At 66.0% G+C, this 24992-nt stretch carries 22 protein-coding genes; 14 read left to right on the plus strand and 8 right to left on the minus strand.

Going from position 1 to position 24992, the window contains the following annotated elements; translation table 11 throughout:
• Together ACZY0R_RS13455 and scpA are read left to right on the plus strand one after the other, a co-directional pair.
• Positions 1-840: a Pnap_2097 family protein gene (locus ACZY0R_RS13455; RefSeq protein ID WP_488858864.1), complete on the plus strand. Its 840-nt coding sequence runs from the start codon at positions 1-3 to the stop codon at positions 838-840.
• Positions 837-2930, plus strand: a complete 2094-nt coding sequence (gene scpA, locus ACZY0R_RS13460; protein ID WP_488858865.1) for a methylmalonyl-CoA mutase — start codon at positions 837-839, stop codon at positions 2928-2930. The genes ACZY0R_RS13455 and scpA overlap by 4 nt, the downstream gene beginning before the upstream one ends.
• A gap of 80 nt (positions 2931-3010) precedes the next feature.
• Here the strand turns inward: scpA and ACZY0R_RS13465 are convergent, their stop codons facing one another.
• Positions 3011-3685 (minus strand): FABP family protein, encoded by a 675-nt coding sequence (locus tag ACZY0R_RS13465; protein ID WP_488858866.1) that lies wholly within the window; start codon positions 3683-3685, stop codon positions 3011-3013.
• 388 nt (positions 3686-4073) lie between these two features.
• On the opposite strand from ACZY0R_RS13465, the gene ACZY0R_RS13470 reads away from it, so the two are divergent.
• Both ACZY0R_RS13470 and fumC read left to right on the plus strand, forming a co-directional pair.
• Complete coding sequence (locus tag ACZY0R_RS13470) at positions 4074-5231, plus strand: patatin-like phospholipase family protein (protein ID WP_488858867.1); 1158 nt, start codon at positions 4074-4076, stop codon at positions 5229-5231.
• Positions 5232-5569: 338 nt separating this feature from the next.
• Positions 5570-6973 (plus strand): class II fumarate hydratase, encoded by a 1404-nt coding sequence (gene fumC, locus ACZY0R_RS13475; RefSeq protein ID WP_441625692.1) that lies wholly within the window; start codon positions 5570-5572, stop codon positions 6971-6973.
• 82 nt (positions 6974-7055) lie between these two features.
• Here the strand turns inward: fumC and ACZY0R_RS13480 are convergent, their stop codons facing one another.
• The 6 genes from ACZY0R_RS13480 to ACZY0R_RS13505 all read right to left on the minus strand — a co-directional run bounded on the left by ACZY0R_RS13480 (position 7056) and on the right by ACZY0R_RS13505 (position 12941).
• On the minus strand, positions 7056-8081 hold the full coding sequence (locus ACZY0R_RS13480; RefSeq protein WP_488858869.1) for a ribonuclease Z: 1026 nt from the start codon (positions 8079-8081) through the stop codon (positions 7056-7058).
• A 6-nt stretch (positions 8082-8087) separates the two neighbouring features.
• Positions 8088-9269, minus strand: coding sequence for an FIST signal transduction protein (locus ACZY0R_RS13485; RefSeq protein ID WP_488858870.1), 1182 nt, complete (start codon positions 9267-9269; stop codon positions 8088-8090).
• Positions 9270-9329: 60 nt separating this feature from the next.
• The gene (locus tag ACZY0R_RS13490) at positions 9330-10433 is read right to left on the minus strand and encodes a dihydrolipoamide acetyltransferase family protein (RefSeq protein WP_488858871.1); all 1104 of its coding nucleotides are present in this window, start codon (positions 10431-10433) and stop codon (positions 9330-9332) included.
• Positions 10434-10453: 20 nt separating this feature from the next.
• Entirely contained in the window at positions 10454-11431 is a 978-nt protein-coding gene (locus tag ACZY0R_RS13495) for an alpha-ketoacid dehydrogenase subunit beta (RefSeq protein ID WP_488858872.1), read from the minus strand.
• Positions 11424-12521: a pyruvate dehydrogenase (acetyl-transferring) E1 component subunit alpha gene (gene pdhA / locus ACZY0R_RS13500; protein ID WP_488859682.1), complete on the minus strand. Its 1098-nt coding sequence runs from the start codon at positions 12519-12521 to the stop codon at positions 11424-11426. The genes ACZY0R_RS13495 and pdhA overlap by 8 nt, the downstream gene beginning before the upstream one ends.
• Before the next feature lie 102 nt (positions 12522-12623).
• A complete protein-coding gene (locus ACZY0R_RS13505; RefSeq protein WP_045236621.1) occupies positions 12624-12941 on the minus strand; it encodes a hypothetical protein in 318 nt (105 codons plus the stop codon).
• 462 nt (positions 12942-13403) lie between these two features.
• Here ACZY0R_RS13505 and ACZY0R_RS13510 point away from each other — a divergent pair, with 462 nt between their 5' ends.
• The 5 genes from ACZY0R_RS13510 (at position 13404) to ACZY0R_RS13530 (ending at position 18371) form a co-directional block, all read left to right on the plus strand.
• The gene (locus ACZY0R_RS13510) at positions 13404-14270 is read left to right on the plus strand and encodes an IclR family transcriptional regulator (RefSeq protein ID WP_488858873.1); all 867 of its coding nucleotides are present in this window, start codon (positions 13404-13406) and stop codon (positions 14268-14270) included.
• Between the two features lie 25 nt (positions 14271-14295).
• A complete protein-coding gene (locus ACZY0R_RS13515; RefSeq protein WP_035870485.1) occupies positions 14296-15237 on the plus strand; it encodes a dihydrodipicolinate synthase family protein in 942 nt (313 codons plus the stop codon).
• A gap of 87 nt (positions 15238-15324) precedes the next feature.
• Positions 15325-16017, plus strand: a complete 693-nt coding sequence (locus ACZY0R_RS13520) for an SDR family NAD(P)-dependent oxidoreductase (protein ID WP_488858874.1) — start codon at positions 15325-15327, stop codon at positions 16015-16017.
• A gap of 76 nt (positions 16018-16093) precedes the next feature.
• Positions 16094-17266 (plus strand): mandelate racemase/muconate lactonizing enzyme family protein, encoded by a 1173-nt coding sequence (locus ACZY0R_RS13525; RefSeq protein WP_488858875.1) that lies wholly within the window; start codon positions 16094-16096, stop codon positions 17264-17266.
• Between the two features lie 142 nt (positions 17267-17408).
• Positions 17409-18371, plus strand: a complete 963-nt coding sequence (locus ACZY0R_RS13530) for a Bug family tripartite tricarboxylate transporter substrate binding protein (protein ID WP_488858876.1) — start codon at positions 17409-17411, stop codon at positions 18369-18371.
• A 43-nt stretch (positions 18372-18414) separates the two neighbouring features.
• Here ACZY0R_RS13530 and ACZY0R_RS13535 read toward each other — a convergent pair whose 3' ends face one another.
• Entirely contained in the window at positions 18415-19350 is a 936-nt protein-coding gene (locus ACZY0R_RS13535) for a LysR family transcriptional regulator (RefSeq protein ID WP_488858878.1), read from the minus strand.
• Positions 19351-19570: 220 nt separating this feature from the next.
• On the opposite strand from ACZY0R_RS13535, the gene ACZY0R_RS13540 reads away from it, so the two are divergent.
• The 5 genes from ACZY0R_RS13540 to ACZY0R_RS13560 all read left to right on the plus strand — a co-directional run bounded on the left by ACZY0R_RS13540 (position 19571) and on the right by ACZY0R_RS13560 (position 24927).
• Positions 19571-21085 carry an ABC transporter substrate-binding protein gene (locus ACZY0R_RS13540; protein WP_488859684.1) on the plus strand — a complete coding sequence of 505 codons (1515 nt, stop codon included), beginning with the start codon at positions 19571-19573 and terminating at the stop codon, positions 21083-21085.
• Positions 21086-21159: 74 nt separating this feature from the next.
• A complete protein-coding gene (locus ACZY0R_RS13545; RefSeq protein ID WP_488858879.1) occupies positions 21160-22077 on the plus strand; it encodes an ABC transporter permease in 918 nt (305 codons plus the stop codon).
• 23 nt (positions 22078-22100) lie between these two features.
• Positions 22101-23039 carry an ABC transporter permease gene (locus tag ACZY0R_RS13550; protein ID WP_488858880.1) on the plus strand — a complete coding sequence of 313 codons (939 nt, stop codon included), beginning with the start codon at positions 22101-22103 and terminating at the stop codon, positions 23037-23039.
• 44 nt (positions 23040-23083) lie between these two features.
• Entirely contained in the window at positions 23084-24079 is a 996-nt protein-coding gene (locus tag ACZY0R_RS13555) for an ABC transporter ATP-binding protein (protein WP_488858881.1), read from the plus strand.
• Positions 24076-24927, plus strand: a complete 852-nt coding sequence (locus tag ACZY0R_RS13560) for an ATP-binding cassette domain-containing protein (protein ID WP_488858882.1) — start codon at positions 24076-24078, stop codon at positions 24925-24927. Before ACZY0R_RS13555 ends, ACZY0R_RS13560 begins: the two co-directional genes overlap by 4 nt.
• The last annotated feature ends 65 nt before the right edge of the window (positions 24928-24992 follow it).

Below are 24992 nucleotides of genomic sequence, written 5' to 3' on the forward strand. Positions count from 1 at the left end.
ATGTTTGACGCGCGCACAAGCTATGTCGCAGGCATGCCGAACCTGTCCTATACCGGCCTGTCGGAGAACTGGCTGCTCAAGGCGTGCGGCGACCTGCACTGGCAGGGGCTGGCGAAGCTGTCCGGCCAGGCGCTGCCGGAGTTCCGGGACGCGGAAGGCAACAAGGCTTACGCGGCCTTCACCGCGATCCGGTTGCGGGAGGCATCGCTCGAAGCGCTTGGCGAGAATGCGGCATTCTCCGTGGACACGCGGTTGATGCGGGTGGCCGGCGCACGGCATTTCAGCGCGCACGAACTGATGCTGGAAGGCGATGGCTCTGGCGCCAGGCGCGCGCAGGTATCGATGGTATCCACCTTTATCCGGCGCCAGCGCGAGCGGGACAACCGCTCGGTGGTCAGGGCCGCGTTCAACATGCCTGTGGACGGGCCGCCGCCGGCAGCGGCGGTGGAAATGGCCGCGCTGGCCAAGCGCTTTCGCGCGGGAGACTGGGGCGGGCATCTTGGCCTGGAGCAGGCCCGCCACCGCGGCAGCCACACTGCCGAGTACCTGCCTTGCCCCTACAGCGACTTCAACGGCGCGGACCTGCTTTACTTCGCCAACTTCCAGGCCATCGTCGATCGTGCCGAGTGGCAATGGCAGCGTTTCGAGGAGCCGCTGACGGTAGCGGCGCGGGACCTGTTCTTCCACGGCAACGTCAATCTCGGCGAAGCGCTGGAGTTGTCGTTCTCCGCCGTGGATATCCGGCCGGACGGTCTTGCGCACTGGTGCGAGATCCGGCGCGGCAGCGATGGCGAGAAGATTGCCGACGTGGTGACACGCAAGCGATGGAGAGTGCGATGAGCATTGGCGCAGAGCAGCCGGACACGGCACGCGCGGTGCCGCGCAAGCCCGTCTATACCGCCGCCGACCTGGAGGGGCTGACGCACCTCGGCAGCCTGCCGGGTGAGGCGCCGTTCGTGCGCGGGCCCCATCGTTCGATGTACGCGGGCAAGCCGTGGACCATCCGGCAGTACGCGGGCTTCGCCGATGCCACCGCCTCCAACCTGGCGTTTCGCCAGGCGCTGGCGCAGGGCGCGCAGGGTTTGTCGGTCGCCTTCGACCTGCCGACCCATCGCGGCTACGACTCGGACCATGCGCTGGCACAGGCGGACGTCGGCATGGCCGGCGTGGCGATCGATTCGGTGGAGGACATGAAGCGCCTGTTCGACGGCATCGCGCTGGACCGTGTCTCGGTGTCGATGACGATGAGCGGGGCCGTGCTGCCGGTGCTGGCCGCTTTCCTGGTGACGGCGGAGGAGGCTGGCATCCCCCTCGGGCAACTGAGCGGAACCATCCAGAACGACATCCTCAAGGAGTACATGGTCCGCAACACCTGGATCTTCGCGCCCGGGCCGTCGATGCGGATCTGCGCGGATGTGGTGGCCTACCTGGCGCGGCATGTGCCCAGGTTCAACGGCATGTCGATTTCCGGCTACCACTTCCAGGAGGCCGGGGCGGACCCGGTGCTGGAACTGGCGCTGACGCTGGCCAACGGCGAGGAGTACGTCAGGCAGATCCGCGCGCGCGGGCTGGATGTGGACGATTTCTGCGGGCGGCTGAGTTTCTTTTTCGGCGTGGGCAAGGACTTCTTCACCGAGATTGCCAAGCTGCGCGCCGCGCGCCTGCTGTGGTGCGAAATCGTCCGCGGGCTCGGCGGCACCACGGACCGCGCCACCACGCTGCGCACGCACTGCCAGACCTCGGGATGGTCGCTGACGGCGAAGCAGCCCGAGAACAATATCGTTCGCACTACCGTGGAGGCGATGGCAGCGGTGTTCGGCGGCACGCAGTCGCTGCACACCAATGCGTACGATGAAGCGCTGGCGCTGCCCAGTGCCGATTCGGCCAGGCTGGCGCGGGACACGCAACTGATCCTGCAGCACGAGATGGGCCTGTGCGATGTCGCCGATCCCTGGGCCGGTTCCTACATGATGGAGTCGCTGACCGCGCAGGTTGCCGGTCAGGTGCGCGCGCTGATGGCGGAGATTGCCGCGCGTGGCGGCGTGCTAGCGGCCATCGAATCCGGCTGGGTGCATGGGCTGATCCATCGCGCCGCCCTGCGGACGCAGGCGGATATCGATGGCGGCACGCGCGTCATCGTTGGCGTCAACCGCTACCAGGCGGCGGCCGGGGAGGCGCCGGCCTGCCTGGAGATTGACGGACGGCAGGTGCGGGCGCATCAGCGCGAGCGGCTGGCGGCGCTGAGGGCAGGGCGTGACGGCGAGGCCGCGGCACAGGCCCTGCACGCGCTGATGATGGCGGCGCGCAGCGGGCAGGGCAACCTGCTGGCCCTGACCATGGACGCCATCCGCTGCCGGGCGACCGTCGGCGAGTGCACGCGCGCGCTGGAGCGGGCGTGGCCGCGCTACACGATGGTCCCGGCCTACGCGGCGGGGGCCTACGCCGCCGCGCGCGACGCGGCGCCGGCCTGGGAAGCCGCCTGCGTGCAGGTCCGCAAGCTGCACGCGTGCCTGGGCCGCCCGCCAAGGATGCTGCTTGCCAAGTTGGGACAGGACGGCCACGACCGTGGCGCGAAGGCGGTGGCGGCGGCGCTCGCAGACGCCGGTTTTGCCGTCACGCTGGGCCCGCTGTTCCAGGCGCCGGACGAAGCCGCCGCGGTGGTCGCGCAGGGCGGCTTCGACGCCTTGGGCGTCTCCACGCTCGCCGGCGCCCACCTGGACCTGCTGCCCCGCCTGGTCAACGCGCTGCGCCAGCGCGGGCTGCGCACACCGGTGTTTGCCGGCGGCGTGATCCCCGCCGGCCACGTCAGGCAGCTGCGGAACATTGGCGTACGCGCCGTGTTCGGGCCGGGGGACGCAATGGAAACCATCGTTGCCGGCATAGCGCGGGAGCTGCTCGGCCAGGTCATGCGCGCAGTGCCACAGCCATGACGCCGGCGGCCAGCGTGCGCGGCAAGGCAACCTTGTCCCGCACCTGCGCTCCGGGTCAGGGCGGGTTTGTCGTCAGCCAACTATTTACGAGCTAACGGATTTGGCGTGGGCTCCCCGATCTTGGTCAGCGTATTGCGGTCGGTGTGGTGGAACGGTTCCGTCTTGCCGCGGATCATGAGAACCGTGTCTTCGTCGTAGGACCACGTTCCATTCTCGTTGATGGTCACTTTGATGCGGAACTCGACCGTGTCGAACGCAAGTTCGAGAAAGGGATTGGAGCTGATGCCGGCGGTGCTGGATCCCTTCGTTGCAACCAGTTCAAACGCCTTCGCGTCGGCGGATGCCTTGCCCATGGCCATGACGGTCTGGCCGCGTGGGATCGTCAGCGTGTGGATGATGTTCCCGGTAGCAGGCTCCCAAAGCCAGTAACCCACTTGCTCGTGATACGTCTTCACCTGATCCGGCTTGGTGATATGCGTGTGATAGCGCAAGCCATAGAACAGTTGTGGTCCGTTGGTCTGGGGGTCGACCGGCTGAAGCTCGATTCGCTCGACGAACGCCTGCTTTCGGGGTCCATCCACCTTGGGCTTGACGTCCAGCCCACGCGTACCTTGCCAGATACCGGCCATGCCTGTCAGCGGCCCGAGATTGCTTAGCGTGTCGACATCCAGATCGGAGGGTTCCGTGTAGATGTCATGCAGTTGTGCGGACTGTTCATCCTGTTCAACCTGGTCTGCCTGTTTCGACTCTTCCATTGCTATCACCCGACTCAATACTCAAGAAAGGAAAATGCCACCGCGCCGCTGCTGGCCGCGAAAGACGCGGGGACTTGAAGTTCACTTTTTCCGGCGTCGGCCAGAGCCATCCGGTGGTTCCCCGGGATTCCCGCTGCGCTCGGAGGGCGTGCCGATTGTACCGGTCCAATCACGTGCATGTCCCGGGCCGGTGAACCTGGCCCCGGGGAGCGCCCCTGAACGCCTGGACGGCCCGGGAAGTTGTCTCTGGAAAGATCGAGGCAAAGTGCTAGGATTCATAGTCAGCCAGGCACGGCAACGGGCCGCGCGAGATCGCCAGTACCCTGTCCGATGCAATAGCGAATAGCGAAGTAGCCTGTCCGAAGTAGCCTGTCAAAAGGGGAAAGCCATGGATACCAAGGCGCGGGCCGATGACGGCGGGCAATGCCTCCCGGAGCCATCCGGCCCGGCATTGCCGGGACAGGTAGTGCTTGTGCTGCAAGGCGGCGGAGCGCTTGGTGCCTACCAGGGCGGCGTCTACGAGGCGCTGCACGAGGCGGGCATTGAACCGGACTGGGTCATCGGCACGTCGATCGGGGCGATCAATGGCTCGATCATCGCCGGCAACAAGGCCGCGGACCGGCTTTCCCGACTGCGGCAGTTCTGGGAGCAGGTTGCCCGGCGCGGTCCGTTCGAGATGACCAGTCTCTTGCCCGGAGCCGACAACAAGCTCGCGGACCTCGCCACGGTCATGCAGGGCATCCCCAACTTCTTCGTGCCCAATCCCGGCGCGTGGTTCGGCCTGCATGCACAGCTTGGCGTCGAACGGGCCGGATTCTATTCGACCAATCCATTGCGCGAGACACTCCTGTCGCTCGTGGATTTTCCTTACCTGAACCAGAAGCACACGCGCCTGACCGTCGGCACGGTCAATGTGTGCAGCGGGCAGATGCATTACTTCACCAACCGCGATATCGCCCTCAGCCTTGAGCACGTGATGGCATCCGCGGCATTCCCGCCAGGGTTCCCGGCCGTGTGCATCGAAGGCGAGGCCTATTGGGACGGCGGTATCTGCTCGAACACGCCGCTTGAAGCTGTGCTCGACGATTATCCGCGCCGCAGTTCGGTGATCTTTACCGTGCAGCTATGGTCGGTGCGAGGGCCGGAACCGCAGACGCTGTGGGAAGCCATGGGCCGGCAACGGGACATCCAGTATGCGAGCCGGGCAGAGACCCAACTGGCGCGGCAGAGGCAACTGCACCGGCTGCGCCATGTGATTCGCGAGCTGGCCAAGTACATTCCGGAGCCCGAACGGCAATCGGCGGCAGTCAAGGAACTGCTGGGCTGGGGCTGTAATACCACCATGCACGTGGTGGAGCTGAATGCGCCACCGTACGGAGGCGGGGATCTTAACAAGGACATCGATTTCACCGCGAACGGTATCGAAGCACGCTGGAGCCTGGGCTATGCGGATGCCAGGCGGGCCATCGGACTCGCGCCCTGGCGCGGGGTCATGGATCCCATCGAGGGGATAGCCGTGCACGATACCGCGCCGGCACCGGCATGAGCGCGCCGGCCTGCCGGGCGGCCCCCGGCTCGAACCCCTCCGGTTAGTCGGGATTCATTGCCCGCGGCCGGCGGCTGGGATATCGTTCAGCCTGGCTCGCAGCGGGTGCGGCAACGTATGCGCCGGGGCCGCCTCTACAAAAGGGGAGACCGTTACGGCTTACGGCCTCCCGTACTTCAGCCCCCGCACGCCGGGCCGGAGTTCGCCATGGACACCCAAGAGCGAACGATCCCTCGGCAGGACTGCGCTGGCGTTTATCGCGACCCGATGAAAGGTGCCGTCCGCAGGCACCGCGCCGGGGCCATCATTGACGTAGTCTTGTTTGGAGAGTGACCCCCATGCCCGCATTCCGTTCCGAAACCGACTCGATGGGCGCCATCGACGTACCCGCGGATCGCTACTGGGGCGCGCAGACGCAGCGCTCCACCATCAATTTCCCGATCGGCGTCAGCCGCTTCCGCTGGCAGCGGCCGGTCATCCGCGCGCTGGGCATCCTCAAGCGCGCGGCGGCCGAGGCGAACGCCGAGCTGGGCGAGTTGCCTGACGACCTGGCCCGCCTGATCGTGCAGGCGGCCGACGAGGTCATCGCCGGCAAGCTGGACGATCATTTCCCGCTGGTGGTGTTCCAGACCGGGTCCGGCACGCAATCGAACATGAATGCCAACGAGGTGATCTCCAACCGGGCCATTGAGCTTGCCGGCGGCGAACTCGGCAGCAAGAAGCCGGTGCATTCGAACGACCACGTGAACCGCGGCCAGAGCTCCAACGACACGTTCCCGACCGCCATGCACATCGCCGTGGTCGAGCAGATCCACACCAAGCTGTTCCCGGCGGTGAGCGCCCTGCGCGATACGCTGGCCGCCAAGGCCCAGGCCTACCAGGACATCGTCAAGACGGGCCGCACGCATCTGCAGGACGCCACGCCGATTACGCTCGGCCAGGAAATCAGCGCCTGGGTCGCGCAGATCGATTTCGGCCTTAACGCCGTCAAGACAGCGCAGCCGGGCCTGCTGGAACTGGCCATCGGCGGCACGGCGGTCGGCACCGGGCTGAACGCGCATCCGCAATTCGGCGCGCGCGCCGCGGCTCACATTGCCACGCTCACCGGCCATCCGTTTGTCGACGCGCCGAACAAGTTCTTCGCCCTCTCCGCGCACGATGCGCTGGTGCAAACCTCTGCCGCGCTGCGCACGCTCTCCGGCGGCCTGATGAAGATGGCGAACGACGTACGCTGGCTGGCCTCCGGCCCGCGCTGCGGCATTGGCGAACTCAACATCCCGGAAAACGAACCGGGCTCTTCGATCATGCCGGGCAAGGTCAATCCGACCCAGTGCGAAGCGATGACCATGGTTTGCGCGCAAGTGTTCGGTAACGATGCGACGGTGGCCTTCGCTGGCAGCCAGGGCAATTTCCAGCTCAACGTGTACAAGCCGGTGATGGTCCACAACGTGCTGGAAAGCATTGAGCTCATCGCCGACTCCTGCCTCGCGTTCAACGATCACTGCGCCATTGGCATCGAGCCGAACCTGCCGAAGATCGCGGAGAACCTCGACAAGAACCTGATGCTGGTGACGGCGCTGAATCGCCATATCGGGTATGACAAGGCGGCGGCGATTGCCAAGAAGGCGCATAAGGAGGGGTTGACGCTCAAGGGGGCGGCGCTGGCGCTTGGTTATCTCACCGAGGAGGAGTATGCGCGGTGGATTGTGCCGATTGAGATGACGCATCCGAACAAGGATTAAACCGGATCGGCCGGGGCCCGGGCCCGGTGGGACGGGACAAGCTCACCGGGCCCGGGCCAGGCTTTCCCAGTCCTGGCCTCGCCTATTCTTGCGCGTTCGCCGTGCCCGACCATGCCGCCTGCAACTCGGCCAGCAGCGCGGCGGGATGCCCGTGGTAGCGCGGCGAGAAGTGAAACGGCACCACCGCCCGGGCGCCGATGCGGCGTGCGATCTGCCCGGCCTGTAGCGCGGTCAGGTGGTTCTTGCGCAATCCGTGCGCCTTGTCTACATCCAGGAACACGCTCTCGATGAACAGCAGGTCCACGCCTTGCATCAATGCGGACAAGGCCTGCACATTCGCTTCGGTGTAGCGCAGGTCGGTCACGTAGCCGATGCGCTGCCCGGGCACGGTGTCGAGGACCAGATGGCGCAGCTCGCCGACATGCCGGGTCAGTGCGTGGTCGCCTTGCCGGTCGCGCCATTGCACCAGGATCGGTGTGTCGTCTGCGGCGCCGCTCAGCACCGCGTGCTTCAGCTCCCGTAGCCAGGCGCCAGTGGTCATCCCCAGCGCCGCCAGCCTGTCCCTGGCGACGCCGAGGCGGGCCTTTTCCTCGATCAGGTAGGCCAGGCAAGGGGTTTCATGATCGACGAAGCAGGCGCTCACGCGAAAGGTGGTCTCTTCATGCACCACGTCGCCAGCCCGCGCGATGGGCGGGGCGGGCTCGCGCGCGAAGCCGCTGCGGGTGCTGAATCGCACGCACTGTGTCTGTCCTTGCAGCGGCAACTCGCGCGCCTCGATTACCAGCTCGACCGCATAGCGATGGACCACGTTCCAGGTATAGGCGCGCAGCTTGTGCTCGACCTGCGCCAGAAATCCGGGACCGCCGTATAACACGATGCCGGTCTTGCGCCCCAGCAACACGCGCAGCAAATGATCGAAGCCCGAGAAATGGTCCATGTGCGCGTGGCTGACAAACACATGCGACAGGCGCATCAACTGGCCAGGCATCAGCGCGCTGATGTCGCCAAGGTCGAACAGCAAGGCCCTCCGCTCGTCGCGGAAATGCACGTACACGCCCGGGTCGCCAAAGGCGTCATTGACGAGCGCGGGTTCCAACAGCGCCTGCATGCTCGCTCACTGCCCGGTGAAGACCGTCAACACCCCGGTGTAGCCGTACAGGCGATCCCGCGCGATCTCGCCGCCGGCGAAGAATCCCGCCAGCGGCAGGTCGCCCAGCGCATTGCGCACCATCTGCAACTCCGCGTGCGGCGCGCCGAAATGTGGCCCGCCACGGCCAGAGCAACTGATGTAAAGCGCGCCCAGGGCGTGGCCGCTCGTACCGCTCTCCAGTTCGGCGCGGATCTCGGTAGCCACGCGCACCAGATCCGCCCGCGCCGCGGCGGGATTGCGCGTGCAGAACGCCAGCCGCATCCCGTCCTCCACCACATCCGCCAGCGCCAGCACCCCATGCTGCATGTCCACGCCGAGCACATGCCGCACCAGCGTTTCCACGCCGAACCTGCCAGGCACGCTGGGTGCATCGTCGGTCCCCGTGCTCAGGCCCACCAGCGTGGCCGACAGTACGCTGGACAAGGTTTCCTCCGGCACATCGCTGCCCAGCCCCAGGTCTTTCAGGACGCAGTGAAGCGCAGGTTCGCCGTCCAGTTCGAACAGCAGGTTATGCGCGGCACGGGTGACGGTGCGCACCGGCCCGATCGGCTTGCAGCCCTGCGTCACACGCGAAATCAGGCCGATCTCGGCGTCGAACAGCACACCCGACAACCCGCCGGAGAAGACACCATCGGCGATGTGCAGGGTGCGGTTGCGCGCCGATGACAGGCCGCCAAACAGGTAGCCGGTGGCGGTGCGCTCGCTCAGTTCGTGCAACAGGTCCTGGACATCCGGCGTGCTGCCTTCGGCATGCACCAGCGCGGTATGGGGCACGAAGGCGGAGGAGGCGGGGGGCAGCGGCTGCAGCCCGGAGAACAGCCTGAACGCGGTGGGCGGCAACGAGGCCGCCATCAGCACCATGGCGGGCTCGTCGATGTATTCGACGCCGGCCGCGCAGACGCCCACACCGGCCGCACCCACCCAGGCCACGCCTGGCCAGTGTTCCTGCAGCGCGGCGAGAATGTCCTCGGCCGACGGCGCGTAATAGTCGCTGAGATAACACCACCCGAGCGTGAGCGCGGCGCCGCCGCCCGGCGCTGCCTGGCGCGCCGCCAGTTGCGCGTCAAGTTGCGTCCGGCACTGGGCCAGCGCCTCCCGCCAGTCATCATGGGCGGCGTGAGCATGGATGAAAAAAGCATCGGACATGGTCGCTCCGCGGCCAGGCCGGCAAGCTGCCGGACCTCGGCCTGCAAAATCTGTTCTGGCCTATAACGGCAGGGCCAGGTCGGCGATCACCGCGGCCAGGAAGCGCGCGGCTTCGCCGCCCGTGACCACCCGGTGATCGAAGGTAAGGCTGAGCGGCAGGATGCGGTGCACCGCAGGCACACCGCCGGCTGCCACCACCGCGTCGTGAATGCGGCCGGCGCCAAGAATGGCCACCGTTGGCGGCACCACGATGGGCGCCGCGTATTTGCCGGCGATCATGCCGAAGTTGGACAGCGTGATGGTATTGCCACGCATTTCCTCGGGCGCGATCTTGCGCGCGCGCACGTCCGCGCGCATGCGGTCCAGGCCGCGCCGCAGGTCGGCCGCGTCGCGGTTGCCGGTGTCGCGCAGTACCGGCACGAACAGGCCTTCGGGCAGGTCCACCGCGATGCCTACGTCGATCCGCTTCGGTACATGGCGGCGGCCGGTCTGGCTTTCGTACCAGGCATTGAGGCCGGGTTCGGCGCGGCATCCGGCGACCAGCGCGCGCACCAGCCGGATCGTGGTGTCGGTGCCGGGCGCCCAGGCGTGGATATCGGCGTCGTCGATCACGGTCGCCGCCGCGACCTCGCTTTGCGCGCGCGCCATGTTCTGCGCCATCGCGCGCCGCACGCCGCGCAAGACTTCCGGCGGCCCCAGGTCCGCCAGCGTCGCGGCCACGCGCCGCACGTCGGCGGCGGTGATGACGCCATCCGCGCCGGAAGGCGTGACCATCGCCAGGTCCACGTCGAGTTGCCGCGCCAGGGCGCGCACGGCGGGCACTGCCCGCACCGCGCCGCCGCCGCGGCCCAGGGCGGCGGGCGCTTCCGCGACCACCTGCGTGCCGACCTTGACATCGCCCACCACCGCGCCCGCATCCTCAGGCTCGCCGGCGCCTTCGAAGCCAGCCAGTGGCGCGCCGAGATGCACGATCTCGCCGGCCGCGGCAAACAGCCTGGCGACCTGTCCGGCGTAGGGCGAGGGAATCTCGACGATGGCCTTGGCGGTCTCGACCGAAACCAGCGGCTGGTCGGCCGCCACCGTGTCGCCGGGCTTGACGTGCCACTCGGTGATCTCGGCTTCCTGCAGGCCTTCGCCCAGGTCGGGCAACTTGAAGATTTTCATCGACGCTCCCAGCAAAGACTTCAGGCGGCCATGGCCCTGCGCGCCGCGTCGGCAATCCGCGCCACGCTGGGCAGGTACTGGTGTTCGAGCCTGGCCATCGGCACTACCGTGTCGTAGCCGGTGACGCGCTGCACCGGCGCGGACAGCGAGTACAGCCCCGCATCGGCCAGGTTCGCCGCGATCTCGGCGCCAAAGCCGGCGCTGCGCGGCGCTTCGTGGACGATGACGCAGCGGCCCGTCCTTCCGACCGACTCCAGGATGGTGCCCATGTCGAGCGGCTTGAGCGTGGCGACGTCGATGACGGCGGCGGAGATGCCCTCGTCCAGCAGCAGGTCGGCGGCGGCCTGTGTCTCTTGCAGCATCGCACCCCAGCTCACCAGCGTGATGTCGTCGCCGTCGCGCAGCGTGAAGCAGACATCGAGCGGCAGCGCCTCGCCGTTGTCCTGCACCTCCTGGCGGAACAGCCGGTAGAGCCGGGTCGGTTCGAGGAACACCACCGGGTCGGGGTCGCGCATGGCCGCCAGCAGCAGGCCGTAGGCACGCGCCGGCGACGACGGGATCACCACCCGTAGGCCCGGCATATGCGCGAACATCGCCTCGGGACTCTCCGAGTGATGCTCCGGCGCGTGGATGCCAGCCCCGAAAGGCGAACGCAGCACCATCGGGCAGCTCAGCCTGCCACGCGTGCGGTGGCGCAGGCGGCCGGCGTGGTTGATGATGTGGTCGATGGCGGGGTAGATAAAGCCGGTGAACTGGATCTCCGCCACCGGCGCCAAGCCCATCGCCGCCATGCCGACGGCGGCGCCGGCGATGGCGGACTCGGCCAGTGGCGTGTCGATCACGCGCTGCGCGCCAAAGCGCGCCTGCAACCCGGCCGTCGCGCGGAACACGCCCCCGTTGACGCCGATGTCCTCGCCCAGGAGCACCACGCGCGGGTCGTGCTCCAGCTCATAGGCCAGGGCGTGGTTGACGGCTTCGACAAGGTGGATTTCAGCCATGATCGCTCTCGCTTGCCGGCGCGCGCGGTGCAAAGCGCCGCGCCGTGTCCACTTGCGTATCCAGCGCTTCGGGCAGGCTGGCATAGAGGTAGTCGAACATCGCTGCCGTGTCCGGCGGGGGGATTGCCAGGTAGGCCTCTACCGCGGCGGCAACCTCGCCCGCGCAAGCCTTGGCTAGCTGCTCTTCGCGCGCCGCGTCCCACGCGCCCAGCCGCAACAGGTAGTTGCGCAGCCTGGCTACCGGTTCGAGCAGCCAGTGCTGCTTGACCTGATCGCTGTCGCGGTAACGCGAGGCGTCATCCGCCGTGGTGTGGTCGCCGAGCCGGTAAGTGATCGCCTCGATCAGCGTGGCCCCGCCGCCGGCACGCGCCCGTTCGAGCGCTTCCAGCGTCATCTGGCGCACCGCGACGACATCGTTGCCATCCACCTGCAGGCCGGGGATGCCGGCCGCGATGGCCTTTTGCGCCAGCGTTTGCGCGGCGGTCTGCTGGCTGCGCGGCATGGAGATGGCCCACTGGTTATTGTTGACCACCAGCACCAGCGGCGCGCGCCAGGCACCGGCCATATTCATGCCTTCATAGAAATCGCCTTTCGAGGTGCCGCCGTCGCCAAGCAGGCAGACCGCCGCGCGCGGCTCCGCGCGCAGCATGATGGCATAGGCGATGCCGGCGGCATGGCAGACCTGGTTGGCGATGGGCACGCAGTTGGGGAAGTCATGCGGCGCTGCCGCAAAAAAATTGCCGCGCTCGTCGCCGCCCCAGTACAGCAGGCTCTCGGTCATCGAGACGCCACGCTGGAACTGCGCGGCATGATCGCGGTAGGACGGCACCAGCACGTCCTCCGGCCGCATCGCGCTGGCCACGCCGACGCCGACCGCCTCCTGGCCCAGCGCGGAGGCAAATGTACCGATCTGGCCGGTGCGCTGCAGTGCAATGGCCTTCAGGTCGAACTGGCGCGTCAGCACCATGGCCCGGTACAGCGGCACCAGTGCCTCGGGATCGAGCGCAAAGGCCGGTAGCGCCTGGGTCGGCTCACCTTGTGGATCGAGAAACTGCGTGTACCCGATTTCGAATGTCGCGACGGTCGCCATGGCATGCCCTTTGTTCTTGTGTTCCAGTGGTTGCACTGGGGGCTGTCTTCTTCCGGTGCGCGTCCCGGCCACGAGCCGCGATGCGCATGCTCCAACTGCGATTCAGTGTTTGGGGCCTTTCATCGCCTCGGCTTCCATGGCGGCGATCCGCTCCTCGCCGGCCTCGATCGGATCCATCTCGTCGTCGACCGCACCCGCCGCGCGCTCGGCGGCCGCTTTCGCTTCCCCGTCGTCGGGCTCGAAGTCCTCGTCCTCGTTGCTCGGCGGCCGCAGCATATCCGCGAGCATCGCGGCCAACTCAGGTGTATCCCATGGCGCACTACGTTGTTTTTGCTTCTTGATGTAGTGCCTGACTTCCGCATCCTGTTCCGGGGTCAGGGGAAGACCACGGAAGGTGCGTTGAGGGTCAATGCCGTCCATCATGCCGCTCCGGAGGGTTGTCTCGTTTTCAGTGTAATCCTATTGCAGTGGTTGGGGCGATTTGAGGGGAGTGCGGCAATGTGGGGTAACGCCCGGTCGCTTGCAGCCTGATCTGTCTTTCTTCCAAGGCCTGTTCCTGGTGAAAACCCTAGGAAAATCGGGCTTGCTCATGCACGGAAACGAGGTCTAAACTATTTCATATCGCGAATACAAGTTCGCAATCCGAATAAATAACAAGGGTCCCCAGGACCCGGGCAGGAACAAGAGGTGCCGTGATGCGGCGCCTTGTTTCAGACTTAAATTGCGAATAAAAATTCGCAATCCGAATTTTAAAGGCCGGCCGCGATGCCGGCGTTCATCCACCAGTCATGAGCGAGGGCTTTCCTCTGTCAGTTCAGCGAATTAAAATTCGGAATCCGAACTCGAACCGGGTTCGCACCTGAACTAACCGTGGAGATTGAAATGGCTACCGAGAACCCAGTCCGTTCCGCATCGAAAGCAAGCAGCGCGGGCGACGCATCCAAGAACACGGTGCAGTCGCTGGCGAAGGGCTTCCGCATTCTCGAAGCGTTCTCGGCGCAGGAGCCCGAACTCACCATGGCGGAGGTGGCGCGCCGCTCCGGGCTGGACAACGCGACCGCTTTCCGCTTCCTCAACACGCTGGTGGATATCGGCTATGTGCAGCGCGTCCCGGACACGCGCCTGTTCAGGCTGTCGCTGAAGGTGCTGGACCTTGGCTTTGACGCCATCGCCCATTCCGACCTGCGCACGCGGGCAAGGCCGATCCTGCGCGCGCTGGTGGGGGAGATCAACGAAGCCGCTTCCATCGGCGTGCTGGATGGCCCGGATGTCTTGTACGCCGAGCGTATCCAGGCGGGCCTGACACGGCTGGGCGTGGATATCCGCATCGGCAGCCGGGTGCCGGCTTATTCCACCGCCGTCGGCTACGCCATCCTGGCCTGGCTGCCCGAGGACATGCAGGCCCGCGTGCTGGATGCACAGCCGCGCCAGAAGCTGACCGACCACACGCTGACCGATCTCGACACCATCCTTGACCGGCTCAAGACCGTGCGCGCCAAGGGCTACGCCCTGTCGGACCAGGAAACGGTGTCCGGCCTCTACGTGGTCGCCGCCCCGGTGCTGGATGTCGACGGCGTGCCGGTTGCGGGCCTGAGCGTGGCGGCGCCGGCGATGAACACCTCGCTTGACGATTTCGAATCGACCACGGCCCCGGCGGTAGTACATGCCGCTACCGACCTGGCCCGTGCGTTGCAACCTTCCGGAGGATTCATTCCTCCCACTCTGACCACCACCGTATTGCGCAGATAGCGCAAGCCTTACCAGGAGACGAAACGTGTCTGATATCAACTTCCGCGGCATCATTCCCGCCATTGCGGTCCCCTTCAATGCGGACTACAGCATCAACGAACCGGAACTGCGCCGCTTCTCCAGGTGGCTGGGCGGGCAGGAGGGCGTGACCGCCCTGATGACCAATGGCCATACCGGTGAAGTGTTCTCGCTGACCCCGCGCGAGCGCGCTGAAGTGACCCGCATCACCGCCGACGCCACCAAGGGCATTTGCCCGGTGATCTCGTCGGTGGTCTGCGAAGGCATCAACGATGCCGTGGAGCAGGCGGGCTGGGCCAAGGAAGCCGGGGCCGCCGGACTCGATATCATGCCGCCGCATCACTGGCTGCGCTTTGGCTTCAAGCCGGAACACTGCCTCGATTACTTCAACGCCATCGGCAAGGCCAGCGGGCTGCCGCTGGTGGTGCATATCTACCCCGCTTGGACGCGCGGCTCCTACTCGTCCGAACTGCTTGCCGAGCTGGCAAAGCTGCCTTACGTGAAGGCCTTCAAGATGGGCGAGCGCGAGATGAACAAGTACGCGCGCGATATCAAGGAAATCCGCGCCGCCGATCCCACCAAGGTGCTGATGACCTGCCATGACGAATACCTGCTGGCGTCGTTGGTGCAGGGTCTCGACGGCGCGCTGGTCGGCTTTGCCTCGCTGATTCCCGGTCTGATCAATGATCTGCTCAAGGCGGTCAAGGCTGGCGACCTGCATGAAGCGATGCGCGTGCAGGCCCTGATCAATCCGCTCAAAGACGCGGTGTATGGCGCCGGCGAACCCACGGGCGAAGCGCACGGCCGCATGAAGGCCGCCATGGCGCTGGCCGGCATCCTGAGCGATGGCACCGTGCGCCCGCCGACCCACGCCCCGTCGGCCGCGGAACTGGCCGCCATCAAGGCCGCGCTGGAACAGGCCGGCATCACGCAGAAGGCCGCAGCCTGATCCTGCACCGGTCCGGCCCCGCGCAGGCAGCGCGCGGGGCCGGACCGCCAGCAACTGCATTCCAAAGGGGCTTCGATGAGCCAATCCATGCAAGCCGACGCGTCACCCGCAAGGCACGCCCTTGTCACCGGCGCCAGTTCCGGCATCGGCGCCGCCATCACCCGGCGCTTGCTATCCGCTGGCTGGCGGGTGACGGGTCTTGACCGCGCGCCGGCGCAAGGTGCCGAGCGCTTCAGCGCGATCGAGGTAGACCTGACAGACGCGGTGAAGCTCGCCGCCGCCGTGGCCGCCCTGCCGCGTGTCGACGCGATCGTCCATGCCGCCGGTTATATGCGCACGGCGGTTCTCGGCGAACTGAAGGCCGAGGACGGGGAGGGCATGTGGCGCATCCATGTGGAAGCCGCCGCCGTGCTCGCCAACGCGCTGGTGCCAAGACTGCCGGATGGCGCGCGCATCGTGCTGATCGGCAGCCGCACGGCGGCGGGCGCGCCGGGTCGCAGCCAGTACGCAGCAACCAAGGCCGCGCTGGTGGGCATGGCGCGCTCATGGGCGGCGGAGCTGGCGCCGCGCGGCATTACGGTCAATGTGGTGGCGCCGGGTGCCACCGAGACCCCCATGCTGAACGATCCCGGCCGCAAGGGCACGCCGCCGCGCACGCCGCCCATCGGGCGTTTTATCCAGCCCGGCGAAGTGGCCGGGATGGTGAGCTTCCTGCTCGGCCCGGATGCCGGGGCCATCACCGGCCAGCAGATCGTGATCTGTGGCGGCGGCTCACTATAGGGCGCCCGACCGAGATACCGAATTCCGAATTCCGAACATCGAAATACCTGAGCACTAAAGACACTGGAGACAAGCAATGTCCGTCCGCATCATTGACGTCCGCGAAGTGACGAAGCCGATTTCGTCGCCCATCCGCAATGCCTATATTGATTTCTCGAAGATGACGAGCAGTCTCGTCGCTGTGGTGACCGACGCCTTCCGCGACGGCAAGCGCGTGATCGGCTATGGCTTCAACTCCAACGGCCGCTATGGCCAGGGCGGGCTGATCCGCGAGCGTTTCGCGCCGCGTATCCTGGCGGCCGATCCGGCTTCGCTGCTGGACGACGTAGGCACCAACCTCGATCCCAATCGCGTGTGGGCAGCCACCATGTCCAACGAGAAGCCGGGCGGCCACGGCGAACGCTCGGTGGCGGTCGGCACCATCGACATGGCGGTGTGGGATGCGGTGGCCAAGATCGCCGGCAAGCCGTTGTTCCAGTTGCTGGCGGAGCGCCACGGCGTCAAGGCCAACCCGCGCGTCTTCGTCTATGCCGCTGGCGGTTATTACTACCCCGGCAAGGACCTGTTCGCGCTGCGCGCCGAGATGCGCTCCTACCTCGAGCGCGGCTACAACGTGGTCAAGATGAAGATCGGCGGCGCCAGCCTGGAAGAAGACAGCGCGCGCATCGAGGCCGTGCTGCAGGAGATCGGCACCGATGCGCAGCTCGCGGTCGATGCCAATGGCCGCTTCGACCTGGATACCGCCATCGCCTACGCCAAGATGCTGCGCGACTATCCGCTGTTCTGGTACGAGGAGGCCGGCGATCCGCTGGACTACCACCTGCAGGCCACGCTGGCCGAGTATTACCCCGGCGCCATGGCCACGGGCGAGAACCTGTTCAGCCACCAGGACGCCCGCAACCTGATCCGCTACGGCGCCATGCGCGCCGACCGCGATTACCTGCAGTTCGACTGCGCGCTGTCCTACGGCCTCGTCGAGTACGAACGCACGCTGGAAGTGCTGAAGACCTTCGGCTGGTCGCCCAGCCGCTGCATTCCGCATGGCGGCCACCAGATGTCGCTCAATATCGCAGCCGGCCTGGGTCTGGGCGGCAACGAAAGCTACCCCGACCTGTTCCAGCCCTATGGCGGCTTCCCCGATGGCGTCAAGGTGATCGACGGGCACATCACCATGCCGGAGTTGCCGGGCATTGGTTTCGAGGGCAAGGCGGATCTCTATGCGGAGATGGTGGCGCTGGCGCAGCCTTGAAGATGCGCCAATGCCGTTTGGAATGACGACGGATGTTGCTCCCCTCTCCCGCAAGCGGGAGAGGGGAGCAAACCTAAACCGTGCGGCCGAACAAAGAACCGCCCCATAAGGGCGGACCTGCAGTCGAGACAGGAGACAAAACATGCTGTTCCACCGAATCTTCCGCTGTGCCGCGGGCGCGCTGCTGCTGTGCGCCGCCGCCGCTTCCGCGCAGACCTACCCGAACAAGGCCGTGCGCGTCATCATCCCGTTCCCGCCCGGCGGGCCCACCGACACCGTTGGCCGCATGCTGGCGCAAAAGCTGTCCGAGCAGACCGGGCAGAGCTTTATCGTCGACAACCGGCCCGGTGGCCAGGGCATCATCGGCGCCGATGCGGTGGCCAAGGGGGCCGCCGATGGCTACACGCTGCTGTTCAGCGCCTCCACCTTCACCACCACGCCGATGACGCTGAAATCGTCGCCTTACGACGTGACGAAGGATTTTGTGCCGATCGCGCTGGTCGGCAAGGGCCCACTGGCCGTGTCGGTCAACAAGAACCTGCCGATCAAGAACATCAAGGAACTGATTGCCTACGCACAGGCGCACCCGGGCAAGATGTCGTTCGCGATCGGCTCGCAGGCCTCTGCCGGGCATTTGTCGACGGAACTGCTCAAGCGCACCAGCAAGATCGATTACCTGGTGGTGCCGTACAAGGGCTCGGCGCCTGCCTACCAGGACCTGATCGGCGGCGCCATCGACGGCTTTATCGATCCGGTGCTTGGCGCCCTGACGTACCACAAGAGCGGCATGGTGCGGGTGGTCGCGGTGACTTCCAAGGAGCGGCTGCCCTCCATGCCCGATGTGCCTACCGTTGCCGAGACCGTGCCGGGCTACGAGTTCTACTCGTGGTACGGGCTGTGGGGCCCGGCCAAGCTACCGCCGGACGTGATCAAGCGGCTCAACGCCGAGGTCAACAAGGCACTGGCTTCGGACCTGCGCACGAGGCTGGCCGAGCAGGGATACCTGTTGTCGCCCGGCACCCCGGAAGACTTTGCGCGGTTTGAAAAAGAGGATATGGCTCGCTCCGCCAAGATCGTCGCGGAAGCGAAGATCCGCGCGGAGTAATGCGCCCCCGCCTGGCGCTGGCATGCCAGCGCCAGGCGGGCTATCACTCGGGCCCGATGCCATTGCGGCTCGATAGCATCGCGATCAGGAAGTCCCGAAACACGCGCACCACTTCTGCGTGGGTCCTGCCCTGCAGGGTCTGGACCTCGATACTGCGGTCGCTCATTGCGCGGTCCCGAATGGCGATGGCGCACAAGCCGCGCTCCTCCAGCAGCAGGCGCACGGAGACCTCGCTCGCCAGCGTGATGGCATCGTTGAGCCGCGCGAAGTTCAGCAGGGTCTCGACATAGTTGCTGGTGAGTACCGGGTCAACCGTCACGCACTGTCGTATGCAGGCAATGTCGAACACCTGGCGCACGGTGGTATCCGCATCCGGCAGGGCCATCGGGTAACCCTGCAGCTGGGACAGGGTGACCTGCCTGGACTTCGCCAGGGGATGGTCGGTGCGCATGATGGCAAGGCCGGGCGCCGGCTGGCGATGCTCCACCTTGATGTCCTTCTGCCCGACCCGGCTGTAGTTGAACACCATGCCGATATCGCATTCGCCCTGGCGCACGCGGCGGGTGACTTCGGCCGGCGCATCCACCGATAGCTGGAAGTGGATGCCGCGATATTTTGCGCGGAACGCCTCGATGACGCTCGGCAGGAACTGGATGGCGAAGCCCTCCGAGCTGGCGATGCGGACATGCCCTGTGCCGAGGCCTTTCAACGCCAGCACGTCGGCCACGACCCGTTCGGCCTCGAAACTGGATTTGCGGGCATGCGTGGCCAGCAGTTCGCCCGCGGCGCTGAGTACCATGCCCCGCGGCCTGCGCTCGAACAGGACCACATCCAGCGTCTCCTCCAGGCCGGCAATTTGCCGGCTGACGGCGGATCCGGCGACATTCAGGCGCAACGCCGCCTCGCTGATCGAGCCGCAACGGACCACTTCCAGGAAATAGCGCAGCGCTGTGCTCTGCAAACGGTGGGACTGGGACACGTTACCTCCGGTCGGATGGATAGGGTTGCGCCGCATGCGCGGCAGGCGCAGTTTGCACGGTCATCACGGTTTGCCATAAAGGCAAACCACACATCTGAATTCTATGCTTTTCGCAAAGTTCGCAAGGATCTAGGATTCGAACAACAGGATTCGAACAACCTTGCATTTCTTCCATTCGGCTGCACTGGCCAGAGGCGAAAACATGAGCGCGCGCATACCTATGACATCGGTACGGTCCTTCCTGGCTGCGGCATTGGTGCTCGCAGCGTCCACGGCGCACGCGGGCAAGGCAAACGACACCTTGGTCTATGCCTCCGACAGCGAGGTCGAGAACATCAGTCCGTATCACAACAACTTGCGCGAGGGCGTGGTGCTCTCCCGCATGGTGTTCGACACGCTGCTCTATCGCGACCCCAAATCCGGCGAGTACAAGCCGCAACTTGCCACGGCCTGGACGTGGGAGTCGCCAACCGCCCTGGTCATCGAGCTGCGCCAGGGGGTGACGTTCCAGAACGGCGACAAGTTCAGTGCGGACGATGTGGTGTTCACGTTCAACTACGTCGTGTCGCCCGAGTCCAAGGTTGTCACGCGCCAGAACATCGACTGGATCAAGAGCGCCGAGAAGCTGGGGGAATACAAGGTGCGCCTTCACCTGAAAGCGCCGTTCCCGGCCGCGTTCGAATACCTCGCCGGTCCCACGCCGATTCTCCCCGCGGCCTATTTCAAGAAGGTGGGGCTGGAGGGCTTCAGCAAGGCGCCGATCGGCACCGGACCCTACAAGATCACGGCCGTCACACCCGGGCAGGGCGTGACGATGGTCAGGAACCCCGCATACTTCAAGGCAAGCCCGCAAGGCCAGCCCAGGATCGGGACGCTCAAGTTCGTCATCATTCCGGATCCCGAGACACGGGTGGCGCAGTTGATGACCGGGGCAGTGGACTGGATCTGGCGCGTGCCCTCCGACCAGGCGGATGCCATGCGCAGCATGCCCAACCTGACCGTGCAGAGCGGCGAGACCATGCGCGTGGGTTTCCTGATAATGGACTCGAAGGGCAACTCGGATCCCAAGTCGCCCTTCAAGGACGTGCGGGTGCGGCAGGCCGTGAATTACGCGATCAACCGTGAAAGCATGGCGAAGAACCTGGTGCGCGGGGGCAGCCAAGCGGTTCCCGCGGTGTGTTACCGCACCCAGGTCGGTTGCGAAACCAAGGGCATCGCCAGTTATGCCTACGACCCCGCCAAGGCCAAGGCGTTGCTTGCACAAGCCGGCTATCCAAATGGCTTCGAGACCGACATCTACGCTTATCGGGAGCGTGACTTCGCGGAGGCCGTCATCGGCGATCTGCAGAAGGTCGGTATCAAGGCACGCTTGCGGTACATGAAATATGCGGCGCTGCAGGGCGACTACCGTGGCGGCAAGGCGCCACTGACGTTCCAGACCTGGGGCTCCAATTCGGTCAACGACGCCTCTGCGTCCCTCGGCGTGTGGTTCAAGGGCGGTGCCGACGACATTACCAGGGACAGCGCCGTCAAGGCGTTCTTGGACGCCGCGGACAGCGCGGCCGACCTTGGGGTGCGCAAGGCGAACTACGCGAAGGCGCTGGATGTGATTGCCCGGCAGGCCTATACCGCGCCGCTCTTTACGTACTCGACCAGCTATGCCTATACGTCGCAGCTGAACTTCCAGGCCTATCCGGACGAAGTGCCACGCTTCTACGACGCCCGCTGGAAGTAAGCCGGCAGGCATGACGGCGCGGCAGGCAGACTGATATTGCCTGTCGCGGGCAGATTCGACCAAGGGCCCCCCACATGTTGACCTATATTCTCCGGCGCCTCGCTGTGGCGCTTTGCGTTGCCCTGACCGTTTCGATCGTGAGCTTTGTCCTGCTGCACCTGTCGGGCGATCTGGCCACGTCGATTGCCGGCGCCGACGCAACGGCCGAGCAGGTGGCAACGATCCGCCACCAGTACGGCCTGGACCAGCCGATGGTGACGCAGTACTTTGAGTGGCTGGGCCGCGCGCTGCATCTTGACCTGGGGCGTTCCTTCTTCTTCCAGGGGCCGGTCACCGAACTGGTGGCCGAGCGTCTGCCGATCACCCTGAAGCTTGGCGGCATTGCGCTGGTCATCGCCGTGCTGACGGCCATCCCCCTGGGGGTGCTGGCAGCGATCTGCCGCGACAGCTGGATCGACCGGCTCGCCCTCCTGCTGGCCGTGATCGGGCAGGCCATGCCGAGCTTCTGGTTTGGCCTGACGTTGATCCTGCTGTTTGCCGTCAAGTTGCAGTGGTTGCCGGTATCCGGCAACGCGGACTGGCGGAATTTCGTCCTGCCGGCCATCGTCCTTGGGTACTACGCCACCCCGGCGATGATGCGCCTGACCCGCGCCGGCATGCTGGACGTGCTGGGGGCCGACTACATCCGCACGGCGAGAGCAAAGGGTCTCGGGCCTGGCACGGTGATCTTCAAGCACGCGCTGCGCAACGCGGTGATTCCGGTGGTGGCACTGGCAGCCGTCGAGCTTGGCTTCATGCTGGGCGGCTCCGTCGTCATCGAATCCGTGTATGCGATGCAAGGTCTTGGGCAACTGGCCTGGGAGGCCATCGCGCGCAACGACTATCCCGTTGTGCAGGCGGTGGTGCTGCTGATCTCGATCTTCTATATCGGCCTGACCTTCCTGGCCGATGTCATCAACGCCGCGCTCGATCCCCGCATCCATACCCGCTGAGAGCCCATTCTTCGGAGCCGCACATGAACACCGAGACCTCCCCCGTGCCGGTGGACGGCGCGCGCGCAGCGTTCCCGCCCTCGCCAGTTTCGGCGCTGCCCGTCATGCCTGCCTGGCGGCGCACCCTGCGCCGCGCGCTCGGGCATTATGGTCTGACGCTTGGCGCAATGTTGCTGGCCGTGGTAGTCCTGGCGGCCCTGTTCGCGCCGCTGCTGGCGCCGCACGAGCCCTATCTGCAGGACATGGGCCGCCGGCTCGTGCCGCCCGCGTGGCAGCCAGGCGGAAGCCCGGAACACTGGCTGGGTACCGACAAGCTGGGCCGCGACTACCTGAGCCGCCTATTGTTCGGCGCCCGGGTCTCGCTGGTCATCGGGCTGTGCGCGGTCGCCATCTCGGCGTTGATCGGCATCACGCTCGGGCTGCTCGCCGGGTACTTCGGCGGCAAGGTCGACGCCGTGATCAGCTATGTCATCACCACGCGGCTCGCCATGCCGGTGGTGCTGGTGGCGCTGGCCATGGCCGCGCTGACGGGAGGCTCGGTGCAGGCGGTCATCGTGCTGCTTGGCCTGCTGCTGTGGGACCGCTTCGCGGTGGTCACCCGCTCGGCGACCCAGCAGTTGCGGGATGCCGAATTCATCGCGGCGGCCAAGAGCCTTGGCGCCTCGACGTTCTATATCCTGCTGCGCGAGATCCTGCCGAATCTCATGGGTGCCCTGACGGTGGTGGTGACGCTGGAAATGGCGCACGCCATCCTGCTCGAAGCCACGCTGTCGTTCCTCGGCCTGGGCGTGCAGCCGCCGACGCCGTCCTGGGGCCTGATGGTCGCCGAAGGCAAGGCCTATATGTTCTTCAAGCCCTGGGTCATCCTGATCCCCGGCGTGGCGCTGGCGGTGCTCGTGCTTGCCATCAATCTGGTGGGCGACGGCATTCGCGACATCTGCGCGCCCGACGGCCGCAACTAGCACAAGGTAGGACAACCAAGGGAAACCAAGGACGGGAGTCGCGCATGACAAGCTTGCTGGATGTAAAGAACCTGCGGGTGGACCTGCCGAGCGAAAACGGCATGCTCCATGCGGTACGCGGCATCGATTTTCACGTCAATCGCGGCGAGATGCTGTGCCTGGTCGGCGAGTCCGGATGCGGGAAGTCGATGACTTCGCTGGCCATCATGGGGCTGCTGCCGGGCAGGGCGAAGCGCAGTGCGGACCATATCCGGTTCGACGGCGAGGATCTGCAGGCGTTTTCCGAGCGCCGCATGGCCGGGCTGCGCGGACAGAAGATCTCGATGATCTTCCAGGAGCCGATGACGTCGCTGAACCCCGCCTACACGCTGGGCAATCAGCTTTGCGAGGCGATGCTGCATCACGGCAAGGGGACACGCGCACAGGCGCGCGACCGGGCCGTGTACCTGCTGGAGCGCGCTGGCATTGCCAACGCGGGGCAGCGGCTCAGGCAATATCCGCACCAGCTCTCCGGTGGCTTGCGCCAGCGCGTGATGATTGCCATGGCCTTGATGTGCGAGCCGGACCTGATCATTGCCGATGAACCCACCACGGCACTGGATGTCAGCATCCAGGCGCAGATCCTGCGGCTGATCCGCGAACTCCAGCAGGAGTTCGGCACCGCTGTCGTATTCGTCACGCATGACCTTGGCGTGGTGGCGCGAATCGCGGACCGCGTCGCGGTCATGTATGCCGGCGAGATCATCGAGACCGCGCCGGTGGCGGAGCTGTTTGCGCATCCGTCGCATCCCTACACGCGTGGGCTGCTCAATTGCATCCCGGTGCCGGGCAAGACACCGCCCGGCAGCCATCTCGCCGCTATCCCCGGCGTGGTGCCAGGGTTGATCGGTGACGTTGCCGGATGCGCGTTCCGCAATCGCTGCACGCAAGCTGTGGAACGCTGCGCGCGCACGCATACGGAGGTGACCCTACGCGATGGACATAGCGCGCGCTGCAATCTGCTCGAACCCATGACGGCGCAAGCGCGGGAGGCTGCATGAACACGACGACCGAACCGAGAGCCGAATACGCGCTTGAGCTTTGCGCGCTCAGCCGGCGCTTCGTGACAAGACGGAGCCTGTTTGGCAAGCCGGAGGAATTCAAGGCGGTCAGCGAGGTTTCCCTGCGGCTGGCTCGCGGTGAAACCCTCGGCCTGGTCGGGGAGTCTGGCTGCGGCAAGAGCACCCTGGCCAAGATGCTGCTCGGCCTGCTCGAACCCAGCGAGGGCAGCGTGCTCATCAACGGACGCGAGGTGCTGCCTGCCGAACGCAGGGCGATGTCGCGCCATATCCAGCCGATCTTCCAGGATCCTTACTCCTCCCTGAACCCGCGCAAGACCGTTGCGCAGATTGTCGGCCTGCCGCTACGGCTGCACGGCCTGGGCAACGCTGCCGAGCAGGCCGCCAAAGTCGTGCAGACGCTGGACCTGGTGGGCATGCCCAAGCGAACCCACGGGCAATATCCTGGGCAGTTGTCCGGAGGCCAGCGCCAGCGTGTCGCCATCGCGCGCGCCCTGATACTGCGCCCGCAGATTCTCATCTGCGACGAGCCGACCTCGGCGCTGGACGTCTCGGTACAGGCGCAGATTCTCAATCTGCTGCTGGACCTGAAGAAGGCGTTCGGGCTGTCCTATCTCTTCATCAGCCACAACCTCGGGGTGGTGGAGCATCTGGCGGATCGCGTTGCAGTGATGTATCGCGGCAGCATCGTGGAGCAGGCATCTCGCGAGGCGATTTTCTCGACGCCTTCCCATCCCTATACGCGCATGCTGCTGTCGTGCGCGCTCACGCCGGAGCCCGGGCTCGGCATTCCGGATATCAAGCGGGACTTCGAAACACTCGCCGCCTGAGAAGGCACCCCGGCGCGGTGCGGACGCCCTGGACGCACAGGATGCACCGTGCCGGAGAATACACG

This window comes from Cupriavidus sp. F041 (assembly GCF_057814235.1).